A 26,592-nucleotide genomic window follows, 5' to 3' on the forward strand; every position below is an offset into this window, starting at 1 on the left:
CACCTTTACAACATCTTTAGAAAACGTTCCGTTACATCCGGTCCTTCTTCTTTATGCTTGCAAATGATTAAAATGGTATCATCGCCACAAATCGTTCCCATAATTTCCGTCCAATCTAAATTATCAATGAGTGCACCGATGGAATTGGCGTTTCCAGGAAGTGTTTTAATCACAATGATATTATCTGATCGATCAATACTAACAAAACTGTCCATGAGAGCACGTTTTAATTTTTGTAATGGATTAAAACGTTTATCGGCTGGTAAGCTGTATTTGTATCGACCGTCAAGCATTGGTACTTTTACTAAATGTAATTCTTTAATGTCTCTAGATACGGTCGCTTGTGTAATTGAGAAGCCTTTTGCACGTAATTGTTCGACCAAGTCATCTTGTGTTTCTACTTCGTTATTTGCAATAATTTCACGGATTTTTATATGTCGTTGACCTTTGTTCACATGTACCACCTTATTTCTAATCATTTCTTTCCATTATCCACAAAATTGAATGATTATACAACCATCGATGTCTTATATAGAAGCCGTATAATGGTTCACTCATAAGAAAAAGAAGGAAACCATTCCTTCTTCTTCACACTTATTTATTTCTATTCTTGTTTATGAGCCAACGAAACAACGTCTTCAATTGTTTGTTCAACATCTGTCAGAACAAGCGGATCATCAGCCTCATAACTCAAATGCATCAAGAACTCGATATTCCCTTCGCCTCCGCGAATAGGAGAAAAGTCTATTCCACGAATGTCATAGCCTTCAGCTTGTACAAAAGAAGCCATTTTTGTTAATACCTCTTTATGAACCGAAGCATCTCTAATAATACCTTTTTTACCAACTTGATCGCGTCCAGCTTCAAATTGAGGTTTTACAAGAGCAAGCACTTCGCCACCACGCAGCAATACAGTTTTAAGTACTGGTAAAATAATACGTAATGAAATGAACGATACGTCAATAGTTGCAAATTGAGGAAGTCCTTCAATTAAGTCTTCTGGTTTGATATATCTAAAGTTGGTACGTTCCATGACGACAACACGATCATCTTGACGGATCTTCCATGCTAATTGATTGTATCCCACATCTAACGCATATACTTTTTTAGCTCCATTTTGCAAAGAACAATCTGTGAAGCCACCTGTTGAAGCACCAATATCTATAACCATTTTATCTTGTAAGTCTAGTTGAAACACTTCAATGGCTTTAGCGAGCTTCAAGCCGCCTCGACTGACGTAGGGTATGAGGACACCTTTAATTTCAAGCGGTACCTCCATATCAATTTTCAACCCAGGTTTATCAATTCGTTCTGTTCCTGTAAATACGAGTCCCGCCATAATAGAGCGCTTTGCTTTCTCTCTTGTATCAATCAAACCGCGCTCGACAAGGAGGACGTCTACACGTTCTTTTTTAGCCATTTCCTACGCCCTTTGTCGTTTTCTTGGTAGCATATTCGCTACTTGTTCAACCACTCCTGCACTCGTTAAACCCACTTCTTCAAGGAGCTCGGAGACACTACCATGTTCAATAAATTCATCTGGAATTCCCATACGACTTACTTGCATACCATGTTTGTTTTGATCATGATAAAATTCTAATATCGCACTACCAAATCCACCTTGGAGACATGCTTCTTCTACCGTTAAAACCGGCATATTTGCTTTTGCTAACTCATGTAAAAGATTTTCATCAAGTGGTTTTGCTGAGTTGGCATTCACTAATTTGACCATAATCCCTTGAGCAGCTAGTTGATCAGCCGCTTCTTCTACGACTGGTAGCATCGTTCCGAACGATAAAATACAGGCATCCGTCCCATTTCGAAGCGTTTCCCACTTTCCAATAGGCAGCCTTTTTAACGTCTCATCCATCTTAATACCATACCCATTTCCACGTGGATAACGGACAGCAATTGGACCATCATCGTACTGTGTCGCTGTATAAATCATGTGTTGTAGTTCATTTTCATCTTTAGGCATTAGAATCGTCATATTAGGTAAATGACGAAGGAACGCAATGTCAAATACCCCCTGATGTGTTTCTCCATCTGCTCCAACTAATCCTGCACGGTCTATTGCAAAGATCACGTTCAAGTTCTGGCGACACACATCATGAACAATCTGATCGTAAGCGCGCTGTAAGAAGGTTGAGTAGACAGCAAAGACAGGCTTCATTCCTTGAGTGGCAAGTCCTCCAGCCATTGTCGTCGCATGTTGCTCAGCAATTCCAACATCAATCATTCTATTAGGAAATTCTTTTTCAAAGACATCAAGCTTTGTTCCACCAGGCATCGCCGCAGTGATTGCAACTATACGTTTGTCTTCTCGCGCGACTTTCATTAACGTTTCAGCAAAGACCCCACTATAACTAGGTGGACCAGGTTTTTTTACTACTTCACCTGATTCAATCTTATACGGTCCAAGACCATGCCAAGTTCCTTTTTCATCGTTCTCAGCAGGTTCATATCCTTTTCCTTTTTTCGTTAAGACATGGATAAGCACTGGACCCTTTGTTTTTTTTGCATAATTCAAGTGTTCAATTAAGTCATCATAATCATGACCATCGACTGGACCTAAATAGGTAAAGCCCATCTCTTCAAAGAAAATACCTGATACGAGTAAATACTTTAAGCTATCTTTCACACGTTCTGCAGTAGATGCCAGCTTTCCACCAAAAGCAGGAATTTTCTTAATTAGCTGTTCCAATTCTTCTTTTGCTTTTTTGTACTTACCTGCTGTACGTAGTCGGCCTAGAACGCTGTGAAGAGCTCCAACATTCGGTGCAATCGACATCTCATTATCATTTAAAATTACAATGAGGTCCGTTTGCTCATGACCGATATGGTTTAATGCTTCTAGAGCCATACCACCTGTTAGCGCACCGTCTCCGATAATCGCTACGACATTTTCATCGGTTCCCTTTAAATCACGAGCTGTAGCCATACCCATCGCTGCTGAAAGTGAAGTCGAACTATGACCTGTTTCCCAGACATCATGCTCACTTTCGTTTCGTTTTGGGAATCCACATAATCCCTTATATTGTCTTAGCTGATCGAATTGATCCGCTCGTCCTGTCAAAATTTTATGAACATACGCCTGATGTCCAACATCCCAAATAAATTTATCTTTCGGGCTATCAAATAATTGATGAAGAGCGAGTGTTAATTCCACCACTCCTAAGTTTGGTCCAAGGTGTCCACCGGTAACCGACAGCTTGTCAATTAAGAAACGACGAATGTCCTCACCTAACTCTTCCATTTCTTTCTTTGAATAATTTTTGAGTACGCTCGGGTTTTTAAACTCTTCTAACCTCATGCAGAGACCCTCACTTTCCTATCATTTAGTTTTTCTTTTTTGACTTTGTAGTATTTTGAAAGACTTTTATTTTTAATTTCACTTCAAAAATATACAGCAACTTCCCTACTTGATAAATAATGGGTGTTGCATAATGAATCGCAAGAGTTTTCCCAATCGCTTTTCCACCAACTGTTAATGCTGCAACGACACTTGTAAATAAAACAGCGATCCAAAATTGCTGGGCAGAGGCTTCTCCATACCCTAATTGAATAGACAACTGAAGAACAACATAAGCTGAGGCGGTCCCACTAATAATACCAGAAATATCGCCAATAACATCATTACAGAAATTTGCAAACTTGTCTGCATTTCGCGTGATCAATACTGCGTGTTTTGCCCCAACAAGGCGCTCAGATGCCATCGCGTGAAAAGGTCTCTCATTCGCTGCAGTTGCAGCTACTCCGATTGTATCAAAAAACACCCCAAAAAAGACAATAATAAACACAATGATCATGCCAACTGCCCACGTCACTCCACTTAAAACAAAGGTGGAAATAACTGAAAAAATAGCCGCTAACACTAATGTGATAACGGCAATCCCTAAACTCCAATGTATCGAATTAATAAGAGGTTTCATATTCGTATCTGTATCACCTTTATACTCAATTATGTACTAAATTCATCTAAAAAACAAAGTTGGAGTGGTCATTTAAAGAGTAAACTCTGTAGCTTAGGTCCAGTAGGATTTCCCAACTTAACGCCACGCGTCGCCGCCATGGTGGTTTCCCATTATGCTAAGTTTGACGATGTCGCCATACGTCAGACTGGATTACCACTTAGTCTACACTGTAATCCTCTTTAAATGTCAATTGAACAGTCTAGGAGATTTCCTCAGCAGTCCCGTGCCATTCTTTTATCCTCTTTTGCAGAGCAGATTTCATATGGTAAGAACGCTTATTTGTTGGCCGACAAATTAGCGAACACATATCCATAATCCCCTCTGTCTCCACTCAAGGCAGGCTACGCTGCAGACAAGCTCCCTAGCTTGCCTTTGCAGGTTCATACCTCTTGTTCTTAGAACCATGCCCTAGCATGGCTTGAACAAGAGGCCTCCACAGTAATAGGGTCATCGCCCACATGCCTTTGCGGATCGCCCTATTACCTTTTCTCCCAATCAAGACCCAAGGCTGGGCGCCTCAAGCCAAAACAAGGAGCTTCATCGATGTGCCCTTTGGCGGATTTTTAGCCCCGCCTTCAAGAAAGGAGGACTGACTAGAATACTGCACCACTCTCTAATGTAACAAGTATACCATATTGTTATGATTCAACTCAATGGTAATGACGTCCGCGTCCTTCCATTTAATGGTCGCGACTGACAACATAATCCGTTAAATCTTCTAAAACCTGTTGATTCATGTTTACTTTATTAAGGAATTCTTTTGCTCTTATTGTATGTACGTGAAGCATTTCTTTCGCTCCATTTAGCCCAAGTAATTGTGGATATGTGCTTTTATTATTGCCATCGTCACTTCCGACAGGTTTGCCAATCTTTTGCGCGTCACCTTCTACATCCAGAATATCGTCTTTAATTTGGAAGAGTAAGCCTAGCTCGATTGCAAATCGGCGTAAATTTTCGGTGTCTTCCTCACTTGCATCAGCCAATATCGCACCAGCTAAAATTGAATACGTTAATAGGTCGCCTGTTTTATGGTGATGAATTTCGGCAAGCTCCTCGACCGTTAAATTTCGATTTTCGCCTTCTATATCAGCGACTTGTCCACCAACCATACCTTCTGGACCACATGCACTCGAAAGTTCACGAATCAACGTCACTACCTTAGAAGGATCATTAGCTAATTGAGGCATTTTTGAAATTAATTCGAAACTATATGTAAGAAGGGCATCTCCAGCTAATATGGCCATGGCCTCTCCAAATACTTTATGATTTGTTGGTTGTCCACGTCTTGTGTCATCGTCATCCATCGCTGGTAAGTCATCATGGATTAGAGAATAAGTATGAATCATTTCGATGGCACAAGCAAGATCGATTCCTTCTTCTTTCGATTTTTGGAACCCTTGTAAGGTTGCTAAAAGCAAGGCAGGTCGGACACGCTTCCCTCCTGCTTTAAGCGAGTAGATCATGGCTTTTTTTAACGTGCTTGGAGCATTCAGGTTTTCAATATAAGTAGGAAGAGCTTCATCAATAAGTTGTTTATGTTCATTTAAGAACTGGCCCACTGATTCCTTCACCCGTCTTCCCCCTGAAAGTCCGTCACCTCAAGCTCTCCATCAGCATGGAGAATTTGATCCATTTGTTTTTCAACATTCGTTAACTTTTCATGACAGCCTTTGGATAACTGCATGCCTTCTTGGAACATTGTTATGGCTTTTTCAAGCGGTACATCACCTTGTTCGAGTTTATCGACAATTGCTTCTAATTGACCCATTGCATCTTCAAAGCTAAGTTCTTCTTTTTTTTCTGTTGCCCTTGGCATGATAATCCCTCCACTTCATTAATTACGGCTCAACAAACTAACGATTGGGTGATTTTGTTTTAACCTCACAGCTCATCGATCCATCGGTCATCTTTACTTCTAATTCTTGACCGACTTCTACCTGTTGAATCGACTTTATTAATTCTTGCTTGTCTTTTTCGTATGCCAAACTATAACCTCGCTCCATAATTCGGAGAGGGCTTACTAAGTTTAATTCACTAACTATTCGGCTAAAGCGTTGATCTTTTGATGTGAATTGCTGCTGCATTGCATGAACTAAACGCTTTTGATTAGTTAAAAGAGCCTCTTTCGTTTCTTTCATCTGCTCTCTTGGATGTTGCCTTGTTAAATCTTTCATAAGCTGTTGATACTTTTGTGACTTGTTTTCGATCATGCGATGTTGTGCTTTTTGCAAGCGATCAATTTGCACATCAAGCTCTTGCTCTTTCTGTCGAATCAACTGAGCTGGATAACGAAAGGCATAAGATCGTTTGAAACGTAGAAGTCGCTCATGCTGGGTGGTGATACGTTGGTTCATTTCACGTGTTAATCTTTGGTGCAACATGTTCTTTTTCTGTAATAGCTCTCCAACATCTGGCACAGCTAATTCTGCTGCTCCAGTTGGTGTTGGCGCACGAAGATCGGCTACAAAGTCACTAATCGTGAAGTCAGTTTCATGTCCGACAGCAGAGATGATTGGAACATGTGACGCTGCAACGGTTCGTGCAACCTCTTCGTCGTTAAATGCCCAAAGTTCTTCAATTGAACCTCCGCCACGTCCAACAATAATTGTATCAAATTGATTGGCTGCATTAGCCTGTTTGATAGCATATACAATCGAGGCGGGTGCCCCATCTCCTTGGACAAGAACCGGCAATAAAGTAATTTGCACGAGAGGATACCTTCTCTTAAGAGTTGTAAGCATATCTTGAACAGCGGCACCTGTAGGTGAGGTCACAATGGCTATTTTCTTAGGGAAGCGTGGAATCGGACGTTTTCTATCCTCTGAAAACAAGCCTTCTGACTCAAGGTTTTTTTTGAGCTTTTCATAAGCTAAGTAGAGGCTCCCAATTCCATCAGGTTGCATCTCTTTGGCATACAGTTGATATTGTCCATATGGTTCATAAACATTAATTTCACCCCGTATTAATACCTTCATTCCATTTTCAGGCTTAAACGGTAAATGCCGATTAGATCCTGCAAACATAACCGATTGAATACGGGACCCGGCATCCTTGACTGTGAAGTACATATGCCCACGGCTATGTAACTTAAAGTTGGAAATTTCACCACGAATCCACACATCGGTGAGTATATGATCATGTTCCATTAACCCTTTAATGTACCTTGTCAATTGCGATACAGAGACAATGTCTTTTGCGTTCATGGAAAAGCTCCCTTAAGATCTGTCTTTGGCTGATTGAATCGTATTTTCAAGCAACATCGTAATGGTCATCGGACCAACTCCACCAGGTACAGGTGTGATATGCGATGCGATGTTTTTAACTTCCTCAAAATCAACATCTCCGCACAACTTTCCGTCTTCACGGTTCATGCCAACATCAATAACAACCGCACCCTCTTTTACGTCAGCTGCTTTCACAAACTTCGCTTGTCCAATCGCAACAATAAGAATGTCAGCTTGTTTTGTTATATCGCGCAGATTTTTTGTATGAGAGTGACAATAAGTAACTGTAGCATTCTCATTAAGAAGCAACTGTCCTACGGGCTTTCCGACAATATTGCTCCGACCAATAACAACGACATGTTGGCCTGAGATGTCAATCTCTGCTTCTTTGAGCATTTCAACAATGCCATACGGAGTGCAAGGAAGAAATGTTTTGTCTTTTGTCATCATTTTACCAATATTAATTGGATGGAATCCGTCAACGTCTTTTTGTGGAGCAATACGCTCAATAACCGCACGTTCACTAATTTGCTGAGGTAGTGGCAATTGTACAAGAATCCCATCAATGGCTGGATCATCATTTAATCGGTCAATCTCAGTCAGTAATGACTCCTCTGTCGTATCTTCTGGAAGTTTGATCAACTCTGAATGAATACCGATTTGTTCACATGATTTCTGTTTAGATCTAACATAGGTTTGTGAAGCTTGGTTCTCGCCTACAAGAATAACCGCAAGACCAGGAGTCGTTCCACTTTCCACTAAGTTTTGAACCACCACTTTCATTGATTCTCGTTTCTTAGCTGCTAGTTCTTTTCCGTTCAGTAACAATGCGCTCATCTTCCCCACTCCCTCAACTCTTTAACTAAATTTATATTTATTCTTTACGATCAAGGTCTAATGTTTCAATTGACTTTGAAAGGACTCCATTTACAAAACGACCAGACTCTTCCCCACCGAATGCTTTAGCAAGTTCAATCGCTTCGTTAAATGTTACGTTCACTGGGATATCTTCTACTTTTAACATTTCATACATAGCCATTCGGATAATTGCACGGTCGACGTGACCCATACGAGCGATTGTCCAACCTTTTAAATTTGCTGAAATCTTTTCATCAAGGTCAGCTTGTAATTCTGTCGTTCCATGAATCAGCTCTTTAAAAAACTCACTTTGCTCTTCATTATCATCTAATACACTTTCTATTGCACTCTCTGCCTCTGATCCTGTAAGGTCCATTTGATACAAAGCTTGCGCTGCTCTTAGTCGTGCCAGTCTTCGATTCATTATACGTTCTTACCCCTTTGTACTCATTAATAAAATAAGTCATTTAATATGTTGATAATAGCATAACACCTTTGATGAAAACAGAACAATCTTCAATTTAGTATAGCCAACTCTTCGTTTTCGCAATATTCAATTGTGAGTTTTTGACATTTATTCGAAATTAAGTTGAAATGCGCGAAAGCGACCAAGAGTTATTCTTGGTCGCTTTCTTTAATGAGCTATGAAAGTGCTTCAGGGTCTACAACTTCTATTGTTTCAAACTGTACCCCAACAACATGAACGTTGATTGCCTCTAAATCAATCGCAGTCATCGTTTGAAGTGCTTGTTTAATATTGTTTTGAATTAAATTAGCTACTTCTGGTACAGAAACACCGTATGTGATGACGACAGATACATCTACAGTAATCCCGTCTTCAGCGAGTTCTACCTTTACACCTTTACCGTGGTTTTTACGACCTAGCTTCTCGGCAACACCCGCTGCAAAGTTACCGCGCATAGTTGCTACACCTTCAACTTCGGATGCGGCAATACCTGCGATAACTTCAATCACTTCAGGTGAAATCTCAACTGTGCCTAACTCTGACTTTTGATCTTCTAATTCTAAAATATGGTTTTCATTCATGAGTTTATTCCTCCAACTGTTTATTTAGTTAAAGCCTTTACACCCATTACATCATGCTCTTCTAAAAATCTTGTATTAAAATCTCCTGAAACAAATGTTTCGTGATTTAAAAGCTTGAGGTGGAACGGTACAGTTGTATCGACACCTTCAATCTCAAACTCAGCTAATGCACGTTTCATCCGTTCTATCGCTTCTTCTCTCGTTGCTGCGTGTGTGATAACTTTAGCAACCATCGAGTCATAGAAAGGTGAGATGACGTAACCAGGATACACAGCAGAATCAACACGTACCCCAAATCCACCTGGTGCCAAGTAACTTGTAATCTTACCAGGAGACGGCATGAAGTTTTTAGATGGGTTTTCTGCATTAATACGACATTCAATCGACCATCCGTTAAATGTCACATCTTCTTGTTTCAGCGACAATTCCTGACCGCTCGCTACTTTAATTTGCTCTTTAATTAAATCAACACCTGTAACCATCTCTGTCACAGGATGCTCAACTTGAATGCGGGTATTCATCTCCATGAAATAAAAGTCACCCGTGTTATGGTCAAAGATAAATTCGACTGTACCAGCACCAGAATAATCAACCGCTTTTGCTGCAGCAACTGCCGCGGCTCCCATTTCTGCTCTTTTCTCAGGGCTAATGGCTGGAGAAGGTGTTTCCTCGATTAACTTTTGAAGGCGTCGTTGAATACTACAGTCACGTTCGCCTAAGTGAATAACATTTCCAAAATTATCAGCTAATACTTGAATTTCTACATGACGAAAATCTTCAATGAATTTCTCAATGTAGACACCAGGGTTACCGAATGCAGTTGCTGCTTCTTGTTGCGTGATGTTCATTCCTTTTTTTAATTCTTCAGGAGTACGAGCAACACGGATACCCTTACCGCCACCACCAGCTGTCGCTTTAATGATGACAGGAAATCCGATTTCCTCAGCAACCTTCATGCCAGCTTCAGCATCTTCTACGATTCCATCTGAACCAGGTACGATCGGTACGCCAGCTTGAGCCATCGTATCACGAGCGACATCTTTCGTTCCCATTCTGTTAATTGCTTGAGGGCTTGGACCAACAAACGTCACTTTACATGCAGCACAAATTTCAGCAAAATCAGCATTCTCAGCTAAAAACCCATAACCGGGATGGATCGCATCAGACTCTGTTAAAGTAGCTACACTCATAATGTTTGTGAAATTTAGGTAACTCTTATTTGATGGTGTCGGCCCTATGCAATATGCTTCATCAGCAATACGTACATGAAGAGCTTCTTTATCAGCTTCAGAGTATACGGCTACGGTTTCAATACCCATTTCACGGGCAGCACGGATGATTCGAACAGCAATTTCTCCTCGATTGGCAATAAGTAATTTTTTTATCAACTATCCCCACTCCTATCCTTTAGCTAGCTTCTACGACAAATAACGGTTGACCATACTCAACTAATTCACCATTTTGAACTAAGATCTCGACGACTTTTCCTTTTATTTCTGCTTCAATTTCATTCATTAATTTCATCGCTTCAACAATGCATACTACTGATTCTTCACCTACGACATCTCCTGTTTTCACATAAGCATCTGCATCCGGTGACGGCGAAGCATAGAATGTTCCTACCATTGGTGATTTAATTGTATGTTGATTTGATTGATCAGCTTCAGCTGTCTCTTTAGACTTTGGTGCTGAAGGGCTAGAAATACGTTCAACCTCAGCTGCTTGTGGTGTAGTTGAAACTTCTTGTTTCACAGGTAAGGCTGGTGGAGCTACCGTGACTGCTGTCTCAGCAGATTGTTTCTTAAGGATGATCTTTGTACCTTCTTGTTCAAATTTCATTTCATCAAGGCTTGATTGATCCATTGCACGGATAAGTTCTTTAATTTCTTGTACTTTCAACATATATGTACGCTCCTTTTTCTTAATAACCTCCATAAATACTAATGCTAGTTTTAAGAGGTAAAGTTGATTGTTGCATAGATACCCTCATTATAGCATATGAGTTCAAGTTACTCGTTTAAATCACCAAAGGGTTTCATAATATTGTATTCGTGAAAAAGAGAAAAACTCCTTCATCCAAGTAGGGAATAAGGAGTTTTTCTTTGGCAACAACAATGAGGTTTACTCTGTGTCTTCTTTTGTAGTTTCTTCTTCTGTTGTTTCTTCTGTTGCTTCTTGATCTACAGCAGCCGCTTCTGCTTCAGCTGCTAGTAGAGCTTCCTTCTTATATTGACGGAAAACAGGGAACTCAGATAAGTTCTCGGGAATTTTCCCATCTTCTAATAGGATGATTTTGACGATATCTTTGTTACGGGCCATATGATATTTATCACCGTATTCATTTTCTTGCGTATATTTCTTTAAGCTTTGATAATCTTCTTCTTGAATAGAAACAGTGTAGGAATGACCATCCTCATTCTCTACATGTTGCTCAAAACCTACTTCAAATTCAACAATTTGGATATTGTCATTTTTTAAATTACGTGTTTGTTCGAGTACCGCCTTAGCACCCTCTGTTAAGTCCGTCCATTCCATGTACGTATCGCTCCTCATATTCAAGTTACATTGACGTATTATAACACGCTACTACGTCCAATGCACCTCTTTGTGAAAGTTGACAAGCGCTCAAAAATAAAATGCACTGGCCATTTCCATGACCAGTGCTCCTTTAAATCCTATTCGTGACTTACTACAACGCTCTTCCCACTTCCTAATTGATCAGCAACCATATCCATAATTTCTACCGTTTGCGCACTTGATAACTCTTCTGTCTGAACAATAACTTTGACTTCTTCACCTTCAGCCATGACAAGAACATCACTGTACCCTTTTGTTTTAATTAATGTTTCAAGCATAGATTCATGTTGCGATAATGCAAGAAGTTCCATGCTGTTCTCATGAGCTTCAACGACCTTCTCTGCTGGAACATCGGATGCCGCTTGAATTTTCGTGTACTCTTCTGCCATACGATCGCGGCTTTCTTGTAATTCAATTCTCATTGTCGCGAAAAATTCACCGCTGTTCATTGAATTAACTTCTGTAGTAGTTGAATCTACTTCTTCCCCTGTTGCCTCATCGACTGTCTCAAACTCTTCAACTACATTGACGACAACATCTTCAGAGTCCCCTGTCACCTCTTGATTTTCAACGACTTCTTGATCATCAACAAACGCAATATCTTCTGTCATTGTTGTTGGTGTCATAAAGTAATAGGCTGATAGCACCACGATTAAACTGAGCATTGTTAATAACCAAACTGTTTGTTTTTTAAGGACCATTTCTTATTCCTCCTCCATTTTTTTCGGCATAACAGAGACACGATGAGACGGAACATCGAGAACTCTGCTTACCGCTTCAATGACCCAAGATTTCACTTGGGCATTATCTACACCTTCTGCTACGATAAGCACCCCTCTAATTGTCGGTTTTTCCTTCGCTATAAGGACAGGCTCCTCTTTATCACCACTTCTTACAATGACTAATTGCTCATCACGGGTAACATCATCAACTGTCCGCTTACCTCCTTCACGATCGGTTTCGTTCGTATTTTGTTGTCTAGCATTGATGTTTTTTTCATAGATACTGCGTTCAGACTCTGCTAAATTGATCATAACGGACACATCACTAAGGCCTACAATTTGCTCTAGCGTGTCACGTAGTTGATTTTCATAACGCATCTCGTAATCTTCCATTGAGTAAGGTTCAGCAGAGGTGTTTCTACCAAAAACTTCAGTATCCTCTTTTTCCTCCCCCTCTTTGAAGACAGGTAAGGATTGTTCTTGATCCATTGGTTGATTGGTCAGAAGGTTTCCAGCGACCATGAGTAAGATCCCGATACAGCCAATTAAGACAACATAGTGCAAAGGTAATTTTCTCTTTTTTTGACTGTTACCAGAACTTTTTAGTAATGTACTCAGCCACTGACGATCCTTCTTTTCATCTTGATTCATACTGCTTATTCCCCTCCTTCCCACGCTAGCAAAATCATTTCTTTTGGGACTTCCCAATTGGCTGAAAGAAATTGATGGACAGCAGTAAGATCTTTGACCTCTTCGTCGCCTTCGGTTGGCAGCGGGGATGTCGCATCAATACTAACGACACTAACCGGAGTGACCGCCGTCTCATTGCTTGTTCCATCTTGAGGTTGGTTTTTATCACGTAAACCAACAATGACAACTTCAACATCCTCAGCAGTCGGTGTCTGATTGGCTGACTCCCTCATCTGCACATCCACTCGAGTGATTTCAAGTGCGAACTGATCTCCTAACTCCTCATCCACTTCACTTTCCAATTGGACAGCCATCTGTTCTGAAATATATGCACGAAGACCGAGCTCTAACCCACTTTTTTGTAAATTTATTTCATGTTCTATCGTTCTCTCTAATTGATCAGATTCTCTCGTTAAGGAAAAGAGCCATTCATCGACATCTTCTGTGAAGATTGATAACAAAGGCTGTAGGATCATCACGAGTAACAACAAACCAACGACCATTTTTACGTATCGTTGCATCACCGAATTTGGCAGCATCAGCTCTAGGATCGTTGCTAATAAAATTAATAGAATAATATTGGTGAGCCATTCTGTAATAAAACCCAATGCACATCCTCCTTCCTTAGCGAACCATAAAGGATAGGTTTCCAGCTGCAACCATGATCGTAATCGCTAAAAAGAACATCAAACACACTATGGCCAAGGCCGCAAAAACATAAATGACAGCTTTCCCAATAATTGATAAACATTCAATAATTGGGCCTCCTCCAAGCGGTTGCAAAATAGCTGCTGATAAATTAAAGATAATGGCTAATGATAATATTTTGATAGCAGGAAACGCGCATAGCATAAGCAAGATGACCAAGCCTGCCATTCCGACTGTGTTTTTTAATAAAACCGAGGCGCTCATCACAGTATCAGCGGCATCTGTAAACATCCGTCCAATGACTGGGACAAAGTTTCCTGCAATAAATTTCGCTGTCCGAACGGTAATTCCATCGGCTACGGCTGTCGCTGCACCTTGTACAGAAATAACGCCAAGAAAAATGGTAAGAAACACACCTAACGTTCCGACTGCAATCGTTCGCAGAAAATTGGCGAGTTTCGTCACTTTGTAATGATCGGTTAACGTACTTACAATCCCAAGAACAGCCGAGAGAAACAGTAATGGTAACACGATATATTGAATGAGTAATCCACTCGTATGAACCAAAAAAATAATTAGCGGATGAAACATCGCCGCTGATGTGATCGAGCCAACTGCTGCCATAATCGCTAGGAGGAGTGGCAAGAGCGCAATCATAAAATGAATCATGTTACTAACAGCATCTTGTGCGTAAGTAATCGCCACATGGAAGCTATTTAATGCAATGATCATTAGGACCATGTACGTAATGGCATACGCAACTTTACTAATGGCATGTTGTTCAAACGCATTTTGTAATGATTGCAAGATCATGCAGAAGATCGTCAACAAAATCAATGTTCCAAGCAACTTCCCATTAACAATTAACTCGTGCAGAAGAAAGCGGAGAAGGCCCACCCCCCATTCTTTAAATGAAAACTGCTTGTCTCCCCGAACAAATTCTAAGAAACTTCCCTTTTGACTTTCGGGCAAAAAACCTCCATATTCAGTAGAGATTTCTTCCCAGTAGCTCCTTACCTCGTCAAGTTGCAGGTTTTCAAGCTGTCTCTCAACAAAGTTGGCTCCGTCTTCACCCTCTGTTGTACTGGATTCTGCTTGGACATTTATAGGAATAAGAGACAAACAGATGATAAATATGAATCCGTACAATAAACGATTCAACAAACCTCCTCCTCCCTCATTACTCCATAATTATGTCGTTGGCAATAAAGCTAGGACCATTTCAATCACAGCTGTCAAAATAGGGATAGCCATAACTAATATAAGAATCTTTCCAGCGAGCTCTATTTTTGTTGATATCGCAGCTTGTCCCGCATCCTTTGCAATTTGTGCTCCAAATTCAGCAATGTAAGCAATACCAATAATTTTTAAGATGGTTTGCAAGTACATCATATTGATATTGGCACTTCTAGCAATTGATTCAAGCATCGTGATAATTTTTGTGATTTCGTCTACTAAAAAGACAAAGATCACGACTCCAACAAAGACCGTCAACAAGAAGGCGAACATTGGCTTTTGCTCTTTAACGACAAGGGCAAGGAAGGTTGCGATCAGTCCTAAGCCCACTATTTGAATAATATCAATCGCAACTCACCCCCTATCCTTGGAACAAAAAGACCGTTCTAATTTTTTGAAAAAGATCATCGATAATCGTCGCTACCATATAAAGAACGACTACAAATCCAATTAACGTGACCCAATGCGCCCAATCCTCTTTACCCATTTGCTTTAAGACTGTATGAATCATAGCTACTACAATACCTATTCCTGCGATTTGAAAAATCGTGTTCACATCATACACGATGTTCTCCTCCTCCTATACACCCATTACGATTACATGAGTAAGATAACGATTAGTAGTCCCGTTAAAAAACCTAAGCTCTTTACCATACGTTCATATCGATGTTGCCGATCTCTTGCTTCTAATTCTTCTCTTTCTAGATGAGCAAGCGTCATTTTTATCTGCTTTTGTTGCTGGTCACGATCATGTTGACCGAGTGTCGCACCAAATTGTCTCAAGATCTCTTGTTCTGCTTGTAAAAGGGAGGATAATGACCACATTTCAGCTATACTCTCTTCCCATGCTGTATAGGCTGTTTGCTCTCCATGCTTCAACTTATAAGCAAATGATTCAAACAAATAGCAAATGGGCTTTGGTGTTTGTTTAGCTAAATGAATAGAGGCCTCAGCAAGTGGTGTTAATCCGAATAAAATCTCCGCTTCTAATGATTGGATCGCGATTTTCAATTGTCTTAACTGACGTGGCCGCTCACTTAAACGTCTTGCAAGTTCAAACCCAACAGCTGTTGTGACAAGGATGATTACGATCGCACCGAATAGTTTCATTTCTGTTTCCCCATGTTGTATTCATTGATCCGTCGTACCTTTTTCACAACCCCAGGCTTAGTTGTTCGCGTTAACTCAACACATCGATCAAAGGCTCCAAATTGAAGCAACTCCTGCATCGCAGGTCTTTTGATCACATCTTCTAATGTATAACCGTGGGCACTCGTCATCACTTTAACCCCTGCATGGACCGCCTCTTGAATGGCTAAACAATCTTCCCTCCTTCCAATTTCATCCACAATCAAGACATCTGGACTCATTGAACGGATCATCATCATCATTCCTTCCGCTTTCGGGCATCCATCTAACACATCTATCCTTGCTCCTAATTGATGTTGTGGAACACCTTTTAAGCTCGCAGCAATTTCAGAGCGTTCATCGACAATTCCAACTTTCAGCGGTGCAATATTGCGTTGTTGTACCCCCTCACTAATTAGCCTTGCTAAATCTCGAAGTAACGTTGTTTTACCTGTTTGAGGAGGACCGATTAACAAGGTATTGAGCCATCTTCGGTCATATACATCGGATAAAATCTGATCAGCAACCCCTATTGCCTGTCTGGCGATACGAATATTGAAAGAGCTCACATCTCGAATCGTTTTTACATGGCCTTTTTCAAGAATGACTTTTCCTGCAAGTCCTACACGGTGTCCCCCTTGGATCGTAATAAATCCTTTTTTGAGCTCTTCCTCAAAGGCATAGAGGGAGTGTTGGCTTAGTTGACTAAGTAAAAATTGACCATCTTGTGGAGTGACGATGTACGATTCTTTATTTTTTTCTGGGTAGTATGGTCTTCCTGATGCGATCACTTCAAGTGGTCTTGCTACACGTATGCGTACTTCTTCAATATCTTTTCTAATCGTAACTGGCAGCTGCTGCAACAATGTTCGGATAGATTCTGGAACGACTGGTATGATGTGTTTTAACATTTCACTCCCCCCTCATTTCTTTAATCCTATTAAGATTAGACAAACGCCTGAGCCAATAAGGATTAGTTTCATTAGAGATATTCGATCTGATAAGCCTGTTAGGCCGATCATTATAGAAGAGATAAAAATTGTCGGTCCAATAATTGCTAACATCGCATTGATCGCGACTGCCTTTTCCACACTATTAAGCTTTAACATAAGTCCTGCTGCACTTAGTTCGATCAGACCTGAAAGTAATCGAAGTCCGACCATGGCTAGAAGCGCACCCTCTATCGTTAGAAACCATGTTTTCAACCTCTTCACCTCTGCACACTCGCTTTGTACAACCTTATGAGAAGATCCTTGTGTTCAGAACACAAAAAAGACGAGCACCCTGCTAAATGGATGCTCGTCTTACTCGATTCTTGTATTAAGCTCTTGATACGTATGATGCACTACGAGTATCAATAAGTAGGACATCGCCTTGATTAATGAAGAATGGGACTTGGACAGTTAAACCCGTCTCAAGCGTGGCAGGCTTCGTACCACCTGAAGTTGTATCCCCTTTAATTCCTGGTTCTGTTTCTGTCACTTCAAGTTCAACCGTATTCGGCACTTCTACTCCAAGCGTTTCACTTTGATACGTCATGATTTGAACGTCCATGTTCTCCTTTAAGAACTTTAGTTCATACTCAATTTGTTTTTCTGGTAATTCAATCTGTTCAAATGATTGATTGTCCATAAAGTTGTGCATGTCACCACTTGCATAGAGGTATTGCATGCGGCGGTTTTCAATATGTGCTTTTGCTACTTTTTCACCAGCACGGAATGTTTTTTCTTGAACAGCCCCTGTGCGAAGGTTGCGAAGCTTTGAGCGAACGAAAGCTGCCCCTTTACCTGGTTTTACGTGTTGGAAATCCATTACTTGCCAGATACCATTGTCTACTTCAATTGTTAACCCTGTTTTAAAATCATTTACTGAAATCATTGTTATTTTCCTCCATCTTTCCACCTTTATTTAGTGGGCAATCACAATCTTTACTATACCATAGCCTACAACAAGTTCCTTCTAGTTTTTATTCACCTAAAACCAATAGATCTTTTGTCGACTTGGTGAATGATTTATTACCTGTTTCGGTAATGAGCGTATCATCTTCAATGCGCGTGCCGCCTACCCCAGCTATATAAATACCCGGTTCTACCGTAACAATCATACCAGGTTTAAGCTCTGTGCTTGATTTAACAGAAAGAGATGGTCCTTCGTGCACTTCCATCCCAAGACCATGACCTGTAGAGTGGCCGAAATACTCACCGTAGCCCTGTTCTGTAATATAGTCTCTAGTGAGTGCATCTGCTTCTTTACCTGTCATACCTGGCTTGATCCCATTCATTCCTTTTAACTGGGCTTCGAGGACGGTATCATAAATTTTCTTTAGTTCATCGTTCACTTTGCCAACAGCCACCGTACGAGTAATATCTGAACAATATCCTTTATAGTACGCCCCGAAATCAAGCGTCACAAGTTCCCCTTTTTCAATGACTTTCTCACTAGCTACCCCGTGAGGCAAAGCAGAACGATAACCTGATGCTACGATAATATCAAAGGATGAACTTGCTGCCCCTTGCTTACGCATAAAGAATTCAAGTTCATTTGATACCTCAAGCTCTGTTAAACCTGGGCGAATAAACGATGTAATATGACTAAATGCCGCGTCTGCAATTTCAGCGGCTTCCGAAATTAACTGTATTTCATTAGCGTCTTTAATCATTCGAAGAGACTCGACTAATCCAGCTACAGGCACAAGCGTTGCTGACTCAATCGCTTTGTTGTAAATTTGGTGAAATTCGTATGTAAGATGGGCTTGTTCAAACCCTAATTCTTTAATGTTCATAGCCTCGACTTGCTTGGCTACTTCTTCGAAAATAGGTCCTGTATGTTGAACGATCTCAAATCCTTTAGCTTGTTCATGCGCTTGTTCCATATAACGGAAATCAGTGATAAAAACCGCTTTAGATTCTGAGATAATCGCTACTCCTGCCGTACCAGTAAAAGTTGTCATATACTGACGATTGTGGGCGCTTGTAATGAGAAGGCCATCTAAACCTTTCTTTTTTAACTCACTTCTTAATGCTTCAATACGATTCAAGTTAATCCTCTCCTTTTACGAGCGCGGTTAATGCAAGTGTGTATCCTGACAAACCAAGTCCAACAATCTGTCCCTTCGTCACAGCTGAGATCACAGAATGGTGACGAAAAGCTTCACGTTGATGAACATTAGAGATATGAACTTCTATCACCGGGGTTTCTACACTTGAAATGGCATCACGAATAGCATAGCTATAATGGGTGAACGCACCTGGATTAATAATAATACCAGACACTCCCTCTGCAGCGTCATGAATCCAATCAATGATCTCCCCTTCATGATTCGACTGATAGCATGTCACCTTAACATTCAACTCGGATGCTGATTGCTTTACCATATCTTCTAAATCAGCTAATGTTTGATCTCCATATACAGTTGGCTCCCGCTTCCCCAGTCGGTTTAAGTTTGGTCCATTAATCACAACATAATGTTTCATACGCTCCTCCTCACATCACTTAATTACCGCGTTCTTTTTTCACTAATAGTGTACCACCTCTATGGTAATATAGGAAGAAAATCGCATGAAAAGTAGATGTAATGAAGATCGAAATGAAGCGCTTTAATAGTTTACTCGTTATTGTTCTTTGTCTTCTTCAGTATGATTTTCATTTAAGTGATGATGCTGTTCTGCATACTCATAAGAAATTGAGTATCCTATGAATACCCCGTAAACAATATACAAACAAAGCGACGTTACAATGGTATTAGAATCTAAGTTTTGAACGCTTTTTAATCCTGGGAAGAATGGATTGAGCACATAAAAAACAATCCCCCACAAAATGAGTCCAAACCCTAAACCTGCCCAAACACTTAATACTTTTTGTAAAATCACTTTATAAAGAAACGCAACCCCAATAGATAAAATAGCGATCGCTAGAATCCCCCCCCACTGTCCCCAGTGAGTTGTCTTCCAATCCCCTAGAGCCCATGGCATCCATACAAGGGCCGGTCCGACTCGAATAAAATTAAAATAAAAAGCAAAATAACCAATCATTGACCAAATTAAACCACCAAATAGGCCAATTAACATCACCTTTACTGGATATGTCATTTGCTCATCTACATCATTTTGTTCTAATTGTTGACGTTGTGCCATCAAAAACACCTCCAGTAATAGTATGTCCTTGACTTTAAATGGTTCATGCAACAACAGCGCATTTTTTCGATTTTGTCGAATGGATAAGGGATAAATTGTGTAGAATGTAGTAATAAACTTAGTACCGATTTCATTAGAGGAATTTCGCTCAATCATGTAGAATATAAGGACATACTCCATTCATTGGTCACCTAGTTCTTTATAACAGGTTACACCATGAACATATAAACGATCCTATTAACTTCAAAGTCTATCTTACATTTACCTGGAGGTGAGCTCGTATGCAACGCACCATGCAGATGGTTGTTTTCGCCGTCATTGCTTTAGCCATTTTTGGGCTAGGTCATCAGATGATCTACAATCCAATTGGGTTGATTACTCGTGTTTTATTTATCGCTGGGTTTGTTGCGGTGATTTTCTTCTTATATCGACTTTATCTAGCCAAACGCTTTGGCACGAGTATAATACCTAAACGGCCTCAAGGCCCTAATCGGAGTCAGTTAAGGAAAGCGAAACGTACGAGTACAGTAAGGCAACAACAAGCACCTTCAAATCGTCCTGTTTTTCTTAAACCACAAACCAACCAAGCGAAAAAGAAACCAAATTCAAACAAATCGGCGATAAAAAGACGAACTGATCATAACTTCACTGTCATAGAAGGTAAAAAGAACAAGAAAAAGAATCGAGCTCATCTGTGAGCCCGATTCTCTTTTTTAATATCTCCAGCCTTTCAAAAAATCTTCTGTTTCTACCCTCCCAAGATCAATTAAGCTCTTTTTCTCTAAATCACTCATTTCAAAATCTTTTGCACTTACATCAATCACAGGGATAAACACGACATTTTTAGCATGATCAGCTTGAATATACTTTGTATCATGTGCTTTTGTCATCGTAGCAAACAATGCTTTGTACAAGGAAATGGCATTTTTTATTTCTTTTGGGGGTGTAGCTTGCATTGAAGGTGACAATTGAAACCCAATCACAGGTCTCCTCCATTTTTTTGCTTTCCCATCCATGAACAACCACATCGGAAAGTTACTTAAAACTCCTCCATCAACAACATACGATTTCGCTCCTCCTTGCTTCCGATCATATATTGTGACTGGTTCAAAAAAAAATGGGATGCTACAACTCATCCTTACAGCTCTAGCAACTGGAAACTTTTCCGGTATTTGTCCGTAACTCCCAAGGTCATCAGGTAAAACCATCATTCTACTTTTCGATATATCAGACGCAATAATTCTTAGAGAGTCTTTCGGCAGATCAGCAAATGTCTTAACTCTTTTTTTCTCAAGAACGACACGTAACCATTCTTCAAGCGCGTCCCCTTTATAAATACCTAATTTAAAATACATATGAACCCATTTAGCTGCCGGAAATGGGAGCCAGGACATTCGTTCATCTTTAAATGCTTCAATGTCTAATTCATTCAAAAGGGAGAATAACTCTTGGCTTGTATACCCTGCTTTAATAAGTGCAGCAACAATTGAACCTGCACTTGTTCCGGCCATTCTTGAAAACTCAAACCCCTTTTCTTCCATGACTTCAAGAGCACCAACGAAGGCATAAGCTTTTACTCCACCGCCTGCAAACACACCGTCTATTTTCATGAGCACCCCCTCCACTATAATATTTTATGAAGAGATGAGCTTGGTTCACTACACTATTCATGAGTTTCCATCTAAGGGCATAGCGTAAACAAAAATAAAACCACAGCAGACTGCTGTGGTTATTGTTCTTCTTCATTCTTCTTCTGTACATCTCGCAAGGAGCTAATTCTACCTTCATCTTCTTGGAAGTATTGAACAAGATCACCGATACGATCAATCGCATCCCAACTTAAGTGATGTTCAATCCCTTCAACATCTTGATAAATATGACCTTCTTCAACCCCGATTAGTTTCATGAAGTCTTCAAGTAGCTCATGGCGATAGACTAGTCTCTTGCCAACTTTTTTTCCTTTAGTAGTTAAGACTAATCCTCGATAACGCTCATAAATTAAATAATCACTTTTATCAAGCTTTTGGACCATCTTTGTTACAGAAGACGGATGTACCTCCAAAGCTTCCGCAATATCCGATACTCGAGCATACCCTTTATCTTCAATCAGTATATATATTCTCTCTAGATAATCTTCCATACTTGGTGTTGGCATAGGGTCCCCTCCAATTATTCAACAAACACGTAAGAGACGCGTTTGCCCACCGTCGCTTCGCACAATCTTCAACATTTCTATTTTACTACAGGTGGGGACCTGGTACAATGATCATTATGTTTAGACCATACATTCCTACATTACGTAAAGTATTCAATTTTTGATTCAGGGAAAAATTTTTCTATATAGGACTGAACCGTATCTTTTAATTGATTTGCCTCGTCATCTTTATACACGTACTTCCCTCTACCGTATCGTCCCCATTTGTACTTACGTTCTTCTTCATTCATTTCTAATTTCGATTTAGGGTATCGTTTCTCAATAACCCGTTTTGCGGTTTTTGTGAATCGATGTTGTATCATCTCAAACGTCAAATCTTTTTTCGCATAGGATGGTAAGGTCGCTTCTAATCGTTCGAATAGATCGAGATATCCTGCCTTCCAATCATCATGTAGAATAAGAGGTGCAACAATAAAGCCCAGTGGGTAATCAGCATTGGCAACTTTCCCAGCTGCTTCAATTCGTTCCAAAAAAGAAGATGTTCCTGGCTCGAAACTTTTAATGACGTGATCAGAGTTAACACTAAAACGAAAACGACTTCTTCCTTTATGCTCAGCATCTAAAAGATGATCAACATGATGATATTTTGTCACAAAGCGCAAGCGGCCTTTATCTGTTTGACCAATATGCTCAATCGTCCTTTTTAAAGAATGCGTCAGATGATCAATTCCAACGATATCTGATGTACATGCAGCTTCAAAACGAGTTTCCTCATCCCCTCGCTCTTCTATGTACTTATCTGCCGCATCAAAAATCTCTTCCAAGTTTACGTACGTACGAATATAGGGCTTATCTCCGAGAGTGGTTTGCAAATAGCAATAGTGACAATGCCCCATGCAACCTGTCGCTAGAGGAATCGCATATTCTGCAGATGGCTTAGACGTATCAAACTTCAATGTTTTTCTTACCCCAACTACAAGGGTAGACTTTGCATTACGGTATTTTTGCAAATCATTGTCCCCTGGAATGTTTCGAACTTGGTTATGGGATGTTGTTTCCCTTATCTCTACATCCATCTTCTCAAATTTTTCTTTCAGTTGCTTACCTAAAGGGTATTCTAATGCACCAGGTTCAATATAAACGAGCTGTGGTGAGAATGGTTTCATGCGCTCTCCTCCTTTTATGATTAGCGTGCGCAAAAAGAATGCTTTTAGTATGCATGTTTTTGGTAACAAAAAAAGGCGGGCATCTGCCCACCTTATCTTTTACAATCCACATTTTAATTGCGCACCACAACTCGTGCATGTATTACATCCACCAAGATCCTCAACCGTTCCTTTACGACAAACTGGGCATGTATTTCCTACCTCTGAACCGATTGTCACATTTGTTGAACGAATTTCAGAAACCGTATTAACTAATACAACCTTGCTTGGTTTTTTTGTTTCTTCGATTTTTTCTTCCTCATTGAATGTATTATCTTCTGCTTTTAAAGAGAGTACTTGTGCGTCACGACTACCATCAACATAGACCGTACCACCTTTTGCACCACCACGATACAAGCGCTCATACACCGCTTGAACTTGTTCTACCTTATAGCCCTTAGGTGCATTGACGGTTTTAGACAATGAACTATCTACCCATCGTTGAATGATGCATTGTACATCAGCATGGGCTTCAGGCGCTAATTCCATTGTTGAGATGAACCATTCAGGAAGCTCATCTGCTGACACTCCCGGGTTATCTTGAAGATACTCTTCTACAATTCCGGCTTTCACCTCAATGAACTTACCAAGACGGCCACTACGGAAGTAGCTAAATGAGAAATAAGGTTCAAGACCTGTTGATACACCAACCATCGTTCCAGTACTTCCCGTAGGAGCAACCGTTAATAAATGAGAGTTGCGAATTCCGTGGTCCAGTACGCCTTGGCGAATATCTTCAGGCATTTTCTTCATATAACCTGTGTTAATAAACGCTTGGCGAAGAGAGGTCGTTTCCTCGTCTGTTGTACCAACTAAGAACGGGAAGCTCCCTTTTTCTTTAGCAAGTTCTATGCTTGTACGATACGCAGTTGTCGCAATCGTCTCAAACACCTGATCCACAAGTTTATTGCCATGATCAGAACCATATACAGTCTCTGCGTAAATGAGTAAGTCATGTAATCCCATTACACCTAATCCAACACGTCGTTCCCCTTTTGCTTGCTTCGTGTTCTCTTCAAGGAAATAAGGAGTTGCATCGATGACATTATCTTGCATACGCACACCTACTTCTACGGTGCGTTTCAACTTATCAAAGTTTACGGACTTCGTTTCATTATCAGCCATTTCTGCTAAATTAATAGCTGCTAAGTTACAGACAGAGAAAGGCGCAAGAGGTTGCTCACCACATGGGTTGGTCGCTACTACCTTTTGTCCATAGGCTTTAGCATTAGTCATATCATTGGCATTATCGATAAAGAAGATCCCTGGCTCTGCACTGTATGTGGCACAAATGTTGATTAAGTTCCACAATTCTTTTGCACGAATGAGTCGATGCGTTCGAACCTCGTATCCCATCTCACTCCATTCACGTACATCGCCAACTTCATGCCATGTTTCATTGTATGTTTTCATATCGTCTGTTGAATAGTTTTCAACATCTGGGAAGCGGAGGGCATATTCTTCGTCATTCTCCACAGCCTCCATAAAGTCTTTTGTCAGAGTGATCGAAATATTAGCTCCTGTTAGAAACTCTGAATGATTGACAGTGTACGTCCCACCTATAGATAGCTTCTCTTCAGCATCTTTTATTACCTTTGGATCAAAGCCACCATGTCCGTCAATCATTTTAAAGTTAACGATTCCCTGGTACATCGACTCTTCTACTGGAGAAAGTGGCGTAAAGCTTAATTTATCTTTTATTAAACGACGAATTTGCTCGTCATTGGTTTGTTCTAGTAAGAATTGTAAAATACGTGGATTTTGCATCTTAGAAATAATAAACTCCAAAATATCTGGATGCCAATCAGCAAGCATAATCATTTGAGCACCACGTCTTGAACCGCCTTGTTCAACTAGATGAGTTAGCTTTGCGATATCATCTAACCATGAAACAGACCCAGACGATTTTCCGTTCACCCCGCGTGCTAGTGTGTTTCTCGGCCGGAGCGTCGAACCATTTGTTCCGACTCCGCCACCTCGACTCATAATTTCCATCACTTGCTTACGATGTTCGGAGATCCCTTCGCGTGAATCCTTTACAAACGGCATCACATAACAGTTAAAGTATGTAACATCGGTCTCTGCTCCTGCTCCGTATAACACTCGTCCTGCAGGTATAAAATTCATATGAACGAGCTCATCATAAAATTGCTCAAATGATTGTTGACGACGTTCTACTGTTTCTTCTACTGAAGCTAAACCCGTAGCATTACGCTTAGCAATTTGTTCGTAAAATAGTTCAAGCGGTTTTTCAATCGTATCGAGTGAACGACTAACGATTCCCGTTTCCGCTTCATCCCCTTCTAATACGCCGCGAAACTCTTCATCAACCAGTACTCTCGCTTTGTTCTCAGCATGGTCAAGCTCAGTCACATAGCCATATCCACGTGCAGGGAATTTCGGATCTGCTTTCACCGTAAGGACGACAAAGTCCCCCTCTTTCAACGTTTTCTTTTCTGTATCTTTAAACGTATAACGGTCAAGCATCACGAGCCTAGACACACCACTCTTTGTTATGTGCATGTCTTCGGTTATTGGATGAACTTGTGGGAAATGCGCAATGTCTTGATTTAGTCCCTCGACATTTACGCGCATCACGTTTGTCATCGTCATCGCCATTCACGTCTCCTCCTCGTTCTTACAAGGACAAGATACATCTTGTCCTAATAAAATTATCTCTGGCAATTCTAGCATACACAGAACAAACAATCAATATATTGAATCCATATAAATAAAATACACTATATATAGTATTTAGGATCATTTTTAAAGTATCTTGTCAAACATGAAACAGCTAAAAAAAACAAGTAAATATGAGTTTAACAGATATTCAATCAGGTTTCTCAGTTAATTTGAACCAATTTCACTCTTGCCAAAACCCCGACCTTCAAAGAAGCCTTCTCCTGTATTGGTTCGACACAGAGTTAAAAAATGATTGACAAATTTTTTTTATGATGTTCAGATAATGAAGACAATGGTTGAGTGCAACCGAAAA

The 26,592-nt window shown here is 40.3% G+C and carries 31 protein-coding genes; 1 reads left to right on the forward strand and 30 read right to left on the reverse strand.

The genetic code is table 11. The annotated features are described in order from the left end of the window. Nucleotides 1–5 precede the first annotated feature (5 nt). The 26 genes from ahrC to CDZ88_RS10165 form a co-directional block, all read right to left on the reverse strand. Nucleotides 6–455, reverse strand: coding sequence for a transcriptional regulator AhrC/ArgR (ahrC, locus tag CDZ88_RS10040; RefSeq protein WP_100373425.1), 450 nt, complete (start codon nucleotides 453–455; stop codon nucleotides 6–8). Between the two features lie 149 nt (nucleotides 456–604). Continuing rightward, a complete protein-coding gene (locus tag CDZ88_RS10045; RefSeq protein WP_100373426.1) occupies nucleotides 605–1,420 on the reverse strand; it encodes a TlyA family RNA methyltransferase in 816 nt (271 codons plus the stop codon). A gap of 3 nt (nucleotides 1,421–1,423) precedes the next feature. Beyond that, a complete protein-coding gene (gene dxs / locus CDZ88_RS10050) occupies nucleotides 1,424–3,313 on the reverse strand; it encodes a 1-deoxy-D-xylulose-5-phosphate synthase (RefSeq protein ID WP_100373427.1) in 1,890 nt (629 codons plus the stop codon). 25 nt (nucleotides 3,314–3,338) lie between these two features. Further along, nucleotides 3,339–3,932, reverse strand: a complete 594-nt coding sequence (locus CDZ88_RS10055; RefSeq protein ID WP_100373428.1) for a hypothetical protein — start codon at nucleotides 3,930–3,932, stop codon at nucleotides 3,339–3,341. A gap of 722 nt (nucleotides 3,933–4,654) precedes the next feature. Next, the gene (locus tag CDZ88_RS10060) at nucleotides 4,655–5,545 is read right to left on the reverse strand and encodes a polyprenyl synthetase family protein (protein ID WP_232718620.1); all 891 of its coding nucleotides are present in this window, start codon (nucleotides 5,543–5,545) and stop codon (nucleotides 4,655–4,657) included. Then, nucleotides 5,542–5,790 carry an exodeoxyribonuclease VII small subunit gene (locus tag CDZ88_RS10065; protein WP_100373429.1) on the reverse strand — a complete coding sequence of 83 codons (249 nt, stop codon included), beginning with the start codon at nucleotides 5,788–5,790 and terminating at the stop codon, nucleotides 5,542–5,544. The genes CDZ88_RS10060 and CDZ88_RS10065 overlap by 4 nt, the downstream gene beginning before the upstream one ends. Nucleotides 5,791–5,827: 37 nt before the next feature. Next, nucleotides 5,828–7,177 carry an exodeoxyribonuclease VII large subunit gene (gene xseA, locus CDZ88_RS10070; RefSeq protein ID WP_100373430.1) on the reverse strand — a complete coding sequence of 450 codons (1,350 nt, stop codon included), beginning with the start codon at nucleotides 7,175–7,177 and terminating at the stop codon, nucleotides 5,828–5,830. 12 nt (nucleotides 7,178–7,189) lie between these two features. After that, nucleotides 7,190–8,035 (reverse strand): bifunctional methylenetetrahydrofolate dehydrogenase/methenyltetrahydrofolate cyclohydrolase FolD, encoded by an 846-nt coding sequence (folD, locus tag CDZ88_RS10075; protein WP_100373431.1) that lies wholly within the window; start codon nucleotides 8,033–8,035, stop codon nucleotides 7,190–7,192. A gap of 37 nt (nucleotides 8,036–8,072) precedes the next feature. Beyond that, nucleotides 8,073–8,480, reverse strand: coding sequence for a transcription antitermination factor NusB (gene nusB, locus CDZ88_RS10080; protein WP_100373432.1), 408 nt, complete (start codon nucleotides 8,478–8,480; stop codon nucleotides 8,073–8,075). A gap of 218 nt (nucleotides 8,481–8,698) precedes the next feature. Next, nucleotides 8,699–9,103: an Asp23/Gls24 family envelope stress response protein gene (locus tag CDZ88_RS10085; protein ID WP_100373433.1), complete on the reverse strand. Its 405-nt coding sequence runs from the start codon at nucleotides 9,101–9,103 to the stop codon at nucleotides 8,699–8,701. 20 nt (nucleotides 9,104–9,123) lie between these two features. Next, nucleotides 9,124–10,491, reverse strand: a complete 1,368-nt coding sequence (gene accC, locus CDZ88_RS10090) for an acetyl-CoA carboxylase biotin carboxylase subunit (RefSeq protein ID WP_100373434.1) — start codon at nucleotides 10,489–10,491, stop codon at nucleotides 9,124–9,126. Between the two features lie 19 nt (nucleotides 10,492–10,510). Beyond that, nucleotides 10,511–11,005 (reverse strand): acetyl-CoA carboxylase biotin carboxyl carrier protein, encoded by a 495-nt coding sequence (gene accB, locus CDZ88_RS10095; RefSeq protein ID WP_100373435.1) that lies wholly within the window; start codon nucleotides 11,003–11,005, stop codon nucleotides 10,511–10,513. 219 nt (nucleotides 11,006–11,224) lie between these two features. Continuing rightward, nucleotides 11,225–11,638 carry a hypothetical protein gene (locus CDZ88_RS10100; protein ID WP_100373436.1) on the reverse strand — a complete coding sequence of 138 codons (414 nt, stop codon included), beginning with the start codon at nucleotides 11,636–11,638 and terminating at the stop codon, nucleotides 11,225–11,227. Nucleotides 11,639–11,778: 140 nt separating this feature from the next. Beyond that, the gene (locus tag CDZ88_RS10105) at nucleotides 11,779–12,381 is read right to left on the reverse strand and encodes a SpoIIIAH-like family protein (protein WP_100373437.1); all 603 of its coding nucleotides are present in this window, start codon (nucleotides 12,379–12,381) and stop codon (nucleotides 11,779–11,781) included. Nucleotides 12,382–12,384: 3 nt separating this feature from the next. Beyond that, on the reverse strand, nucleotides 12,385–13,053 hold the full coding sequence (gene spoIIIAG / locus CDZ88_RS10110; RefSeq protein ID WP_100373438.1) for a stage III sporulation protein AG: 669 nt from the start codon (nucleotides 13,051–13,053) through the stop codon (nucleotides 12,385–12,387). A gap of 5 nt (nucleotides 13,054–13,058) precedes the next feature. Continuing rightward, on the reverse strand, nucleotides 13,059–13,700 hold the full coding sequence (gene spoIIIAF / locus CDZ88_RS10115; protein ID WP_157796528.1) for a stage III sporulation protein AF: 642 nt from the start codon (nucleotides 13,698–13,700) through the stop codon (nucleotides 13,059–13,061). 16 nt (nucleotides 13,701–13,716) lie between these two features. Next, on the reverse strand, nucleotides 13,717–14,901 hold the full coding sequence (gene spoIIIAE, locus CDZ88_RS10120) for a stage III sporulation protein AE (protein ID WP_100373440.1): 1,185 nt from the start codon (nucleotides 14,899–14,901) through the stop codon (nucleotides 13,717–13,719). A 30-nt stretch (nucleotides 14,902–14,931) separates the two neighbouring features. Next, nucleotides 14,932–15,324: a stage III sporulation protein AD gene (spoIIIAD, locus tag CDZ88_RS10125; RefSeq protein ID WP_198507889.1), complete on the reverse strand. Its 393-nt coding sequence runs from the start codon at nucleotides 15,322–15,324 to the stop codon at nucleotides 14,932–14,934. Between the two features lie 13 nt (nucleotides 15,325–15,337). Next, nucleotides 15,338–15,544, reverse strand: a complete 207-nt coding sequence (gene spoIIIAC, locus CDZ88_RS10130; protein ID WP_100373442.1) for a stage III sporulation protein AC — start codon at nucleotides 15,542–15,544, stop codon at nucleotides 15,338–15,340. 29 nt (nucleotides 15,545–15,573) lie between these two features. Continuing rightward, complete coding sequence (gene spoIIIAB, locus CDZ88_RS10135; protein WP_100373443.1) at nucleotides 15,574–16,086, reverse strand: stage III sporulation protein SpoIIIAB; 513 nt, start codon at nucleotides 16,084–16,086, stop codon at nucleotides 15,574–15,576. Continuing rightward, on the reverse strand, nucleotides 16,083–17,015 hold the full coding sequence (spoIIIAA, locus tag CDZ88_RS10140; protein WP_100373444.1) for a stage III sporulation protein AA: 933 nt from the start codon (nucleotides 17,013–17,015) through the stop codon (nucleotides 16,083–16,085). The genes spoIIIAB and spoIIIAA overlap by 4 nt, the downstream gene beginning before the upstream one ends. Nucleotides 17,016–17,027: 12 nt before the next feature. Then, the gene (locus tag CDZ88_RS10145; RefSeq protein WP_198507843.1) at nucleotides 17,028–17,309 is read right to left on the reverse strand and encodes a YqhV family protein; all 282 of its coding nucleotides are present in this window, start codon (nucleotides 17,307–17,309) and stop codon (nucleotides 17,028–17,030) included. Nucleotides 17,310–17,424: 115 nt separating this feature from the next. Then, the gene (efp, locus tag CDZ88_RS10150) at nucleotides 17,425–17,982 is read right to left on the reverse strand and encodes an elongation factor P (RefSeq protein WP_100373445.1); all 558 of its coding nucleotides are present in this window, start codon (nucleotides 17,980–17,982) and stop codon (nucleotides 17,425–17,427) included. Between the two features lie 88 nt (nucleotides 17,983–18,070). Beyond that, nucleotides 18,071–19,141: a M24 family metallopeptidase gene (locus tag CDZ88_RS10155; protein ID WP_100373446.1), complete on the reverse strand. Its 1,071-nt coding sequence runs from the start codon at nucleotides 19,139–19,141 to the stop codon at nucleotides 18,071–18,073. Nucleotide 19,142: 1 nt separating this feature from the next. Continuing rightward, complete coding sequence (aroQ, locus tag CDZ88_RS10160; RefSeq protein WP_100373447.1) at nucleotides 19,143–19,577, reverse strand: type II 3-dehydroquinate dehydratase; 435 nt, start codon at nucleotides 19,575–19,577, stop codon at nucleotides 19,143–19,145. A 138-nt stretch (nucleotides 19,578–19,715) separates the two neighbouring features. Further along, nucleotides 19,716–20,237: a YqhR family membrane protein gene (locus CDZ88_RS10165; RefSeq protein WP_100374660.1), complete on the reverse strand. Its 522-nt coding sequence runs from the start codon at nucleotides 20,235–20,237 to the stop codon at nucleotides 19,716–19,718. A 281-nt stretch (nucleotides 20,238–20,518) separates the two neighbouring features. On the opposite strand from CDZ88_RS10165, the gene CDZ88_RS10170 reads away from it, so the two are divergent. After that, nucleotides 20,519–20,935, forward strand: a complete 417-nt coding sequence (locus tag CDZ88_RS10170) for an SA1362 family protein (RefSeq protein ID WP_100373448.1) — start codon at nucleotides 20,519–20,521, stop codon at nucleotides 20,933–20,935. Between the two features lie 15 nt (nucleotides 20,936–20,950). On the opposite strand, the gene CDZ88_RS10175 is transcribed toward CDZ88_RS10170, so the two are convergent. From CDZ88_RS10175 to CDZ88_RS10190, 4 genes are all read right to left on the reverse strand, one after another. After that, entirely contained in the window at nucleotides 20,951–21,847 is an 897-nt protein-coding gene (locus CDZ88_RS10175) for a patatin-like phospholipase family protein (RefSeq protein ID WP_100373449.1), read from the reverse strand. A 119-nt stretch (nucleotides 21,848–21,966) separates the two neighbouring features. Then, nucleotides 21,967–22,392 carry a transcriptional regulator MntR gene (gene mntR / locus CDZ88_RS10180; RefSeq protein WP_100373450.1) on the reverse strand — a complete coding sequence of 142 codons (426 nt, stop codon included), beginning with the start codon at nucleotides 22,390–22,392 and terminating at the stop codon, nucleotides 21,967–21,969. A gap of 140 nt (nucleotides 22,393–22,532) precedes the next feature. Further along, nucleotides 22,533–23,558: a spore photoproduct lyase gene (splB, locus tag CDZ88_RS10185; RefSeq protein WP_100373451.1), complete on the reverse strand. Its 1,026-nt coding sequence runs from the start codon at nucleotides 23,556–23,558 to the stop codon at nucleotides 22,533–22,535. 99 nt (nucleotides 23,559–23,657) lie between these two features. Continuing rightward, a complete protein-coding gene (locus CDZ88_RS10190) occupies nucleotides 23,658–26,216 on the reverse strand; it encodes a vitamin B12-dependent ribonucleotide reductase (RefSeq protein WP_100373452.1) in 2,559 nt (852 codons plus the stop codon). Nucleotides 26,217–26,592 lie beyond the last annotated feature (376 nt).

The organism is Bacillus sp. FJAT-45037, assembly GCF_002797325.1.
Taxonomy (GTDB): domain Bacteria; phylum Bacillota; class Bacilli; order Bacillales; family Bacillaceae_D; genus Alkalihalophilus.

Excerpts from the sequence above, each read along its gene's own strand:
- CDZ88_RS10045 (WP_100373426.1), bottom strand. The coding sequence starts at position 1,420 with ATGGCTAAAAAAGAACGTGTAGACGTCCTCCTTGTCGAGCGCGGTTTG.
- dxs (WP_100373427.1), bottom strand. The coding sequence starts at position 3,313 with ATGAGGTTAGAAGAGTTTAAAAACCCGAGCGTACTCAAAAATTATTCA.
- CDZ88_RS10055 (WP_100373428.1), bottom strand. The coding sequence starts at position 3,932 with ATGAAACCTCTTATTAATTCGATACATTGGAGTTTAGGGATTGCCGTT.
- CDZ88_RS10065 (WP_100373429.1), bottom strand. The coding sequence starts at position 5,790 with ATGCCAAGGGCAACAGAAAAAAAAGAAGAACTTAGCTTTGAAGATGCA.
- xseA (WP_100373430.1), bottom strand. The coding sequence starts at position 7,177 with ATGAACGCAAAAGACATTGTCTCTGTATCGCAATTGACAAGGTACATT.
- folD (WP_100373431.1), bottom strand. The coding sequence starts at position 8,035 with ATGAGCGCATTGTTACTGAACGGAAAAGAACTAGCAGCTAAGAAACGA.
- nusB (WP_100373432.1), bottom strand. The coding sequence starts at position 8,480 with ATGAATCGAAGACTGGCACGACTAAGAGCAGCGCAAGCTTTGTATCAA.
- CDZ88_RS10085 (WP_100373433.1), bottom strand. The coding sequence starts at position 9,103 with ATGAATGAAAACCATATTTTAGAATTAGAAGATCAAAAGTCAGAGTTA.
- accB (WP_100373435.1), bottom strand. The coding sequence starts at position 11,005 with ATGTTGAAAGTACAAGAAATTAAAGAACTTATCCGTGCAATGGATCAA.
- CDZ88_RS10100 (WP_100373436.1), bottom strand. The coding sequence starts at position 11,638 with ATGGAATGGACGGACTTAACAGAGGGTGCTAAGGCGGTACTCGAACAA.
- CDZ88_RS10105 (WP_100373437.1), bottom strand. The coding sequence starts at position 12,381 with ATGGTCCTTAAAAAACAAACAGTTTGGTTATTAACAATGCTCAGTTTA.
- spoIIIAG (WP_100373438.1), bottom strand. The coding sequence starts at position 13,053 with ATGAATCAAGATGAAAAGAAGGATCGTCAGTGGCTGAGTACATTACTA.
- spoIIIAB (WP_100373443.1), bottom strand. The coding sequence starts at position 16,086 with ATGAAACTATTCGGTGCGATCGTAATCATCCTTGTCACAACAGCTGTT.
- spoIIIAA (WP_100373444.1), bottom strand. The coding sequence starts at position 17,015 with ATGTTAAAACACATCATACCAGTCGTTCCAGAATCTATCCGAACATTG.
- efp (WP_100373445.1), bottom strand. The coding sequence starts at position 17,982 with ATGATTTCAGTAAATGATTTTAAAACAGGGTTAACAATTGAAGTAGAC.
- aroQ (WP_100373447.1), bottom strand. The coding sequence starts at position 19,577 with ATGAAACATTATGTTGTGATTAATGGACCAAACTTAAACCGACTGGGG.
- CDZ88_RS10165 (WP_100374660.1), bottom strand. The coding sequence starts at position 20,237 with ATGGCACAACGTCAACAATTAGAACAAAATGATGTAGATGAGCAAATG.
- CDZ88_RS10170 (WP_100373448.1), top strand. The coding sequence starts at position 20,519 with ATGCAACGCACCATGCAGATGGTTGTTTTCGCCGTCATTGCTTTAGCC.
- CDZ88_RS10175 (WP_100373449.1), bottom strand. The coding sequence starts at position 21,847 with ATGAAAATAGACGGTGTGTTTGCAGGCGGTGGAGTAAAAGCTTATGCC.
- mntR (WP_100373450.1), bottom strand. The coding sequence starts at position 22,392 with ATGCCAACACCAAGTATGGAAGATTATCTAGAGAGAATATATATACTG.
- splB (WP_100373451.1), bottom strand. The coding sequence starts at position 23,558 with ATGAAACCATTCTCACCACAGCTCGTTTATATTGAACCTGGTGCATTA.
- CDZ88_RS10190 (WP_100373452.1), bottom strand. The coding sequence starts at position 26,216 with ATGGCGATGACGATGACAAACGTGATGCGCGTAAATGTCGAGGGACTA.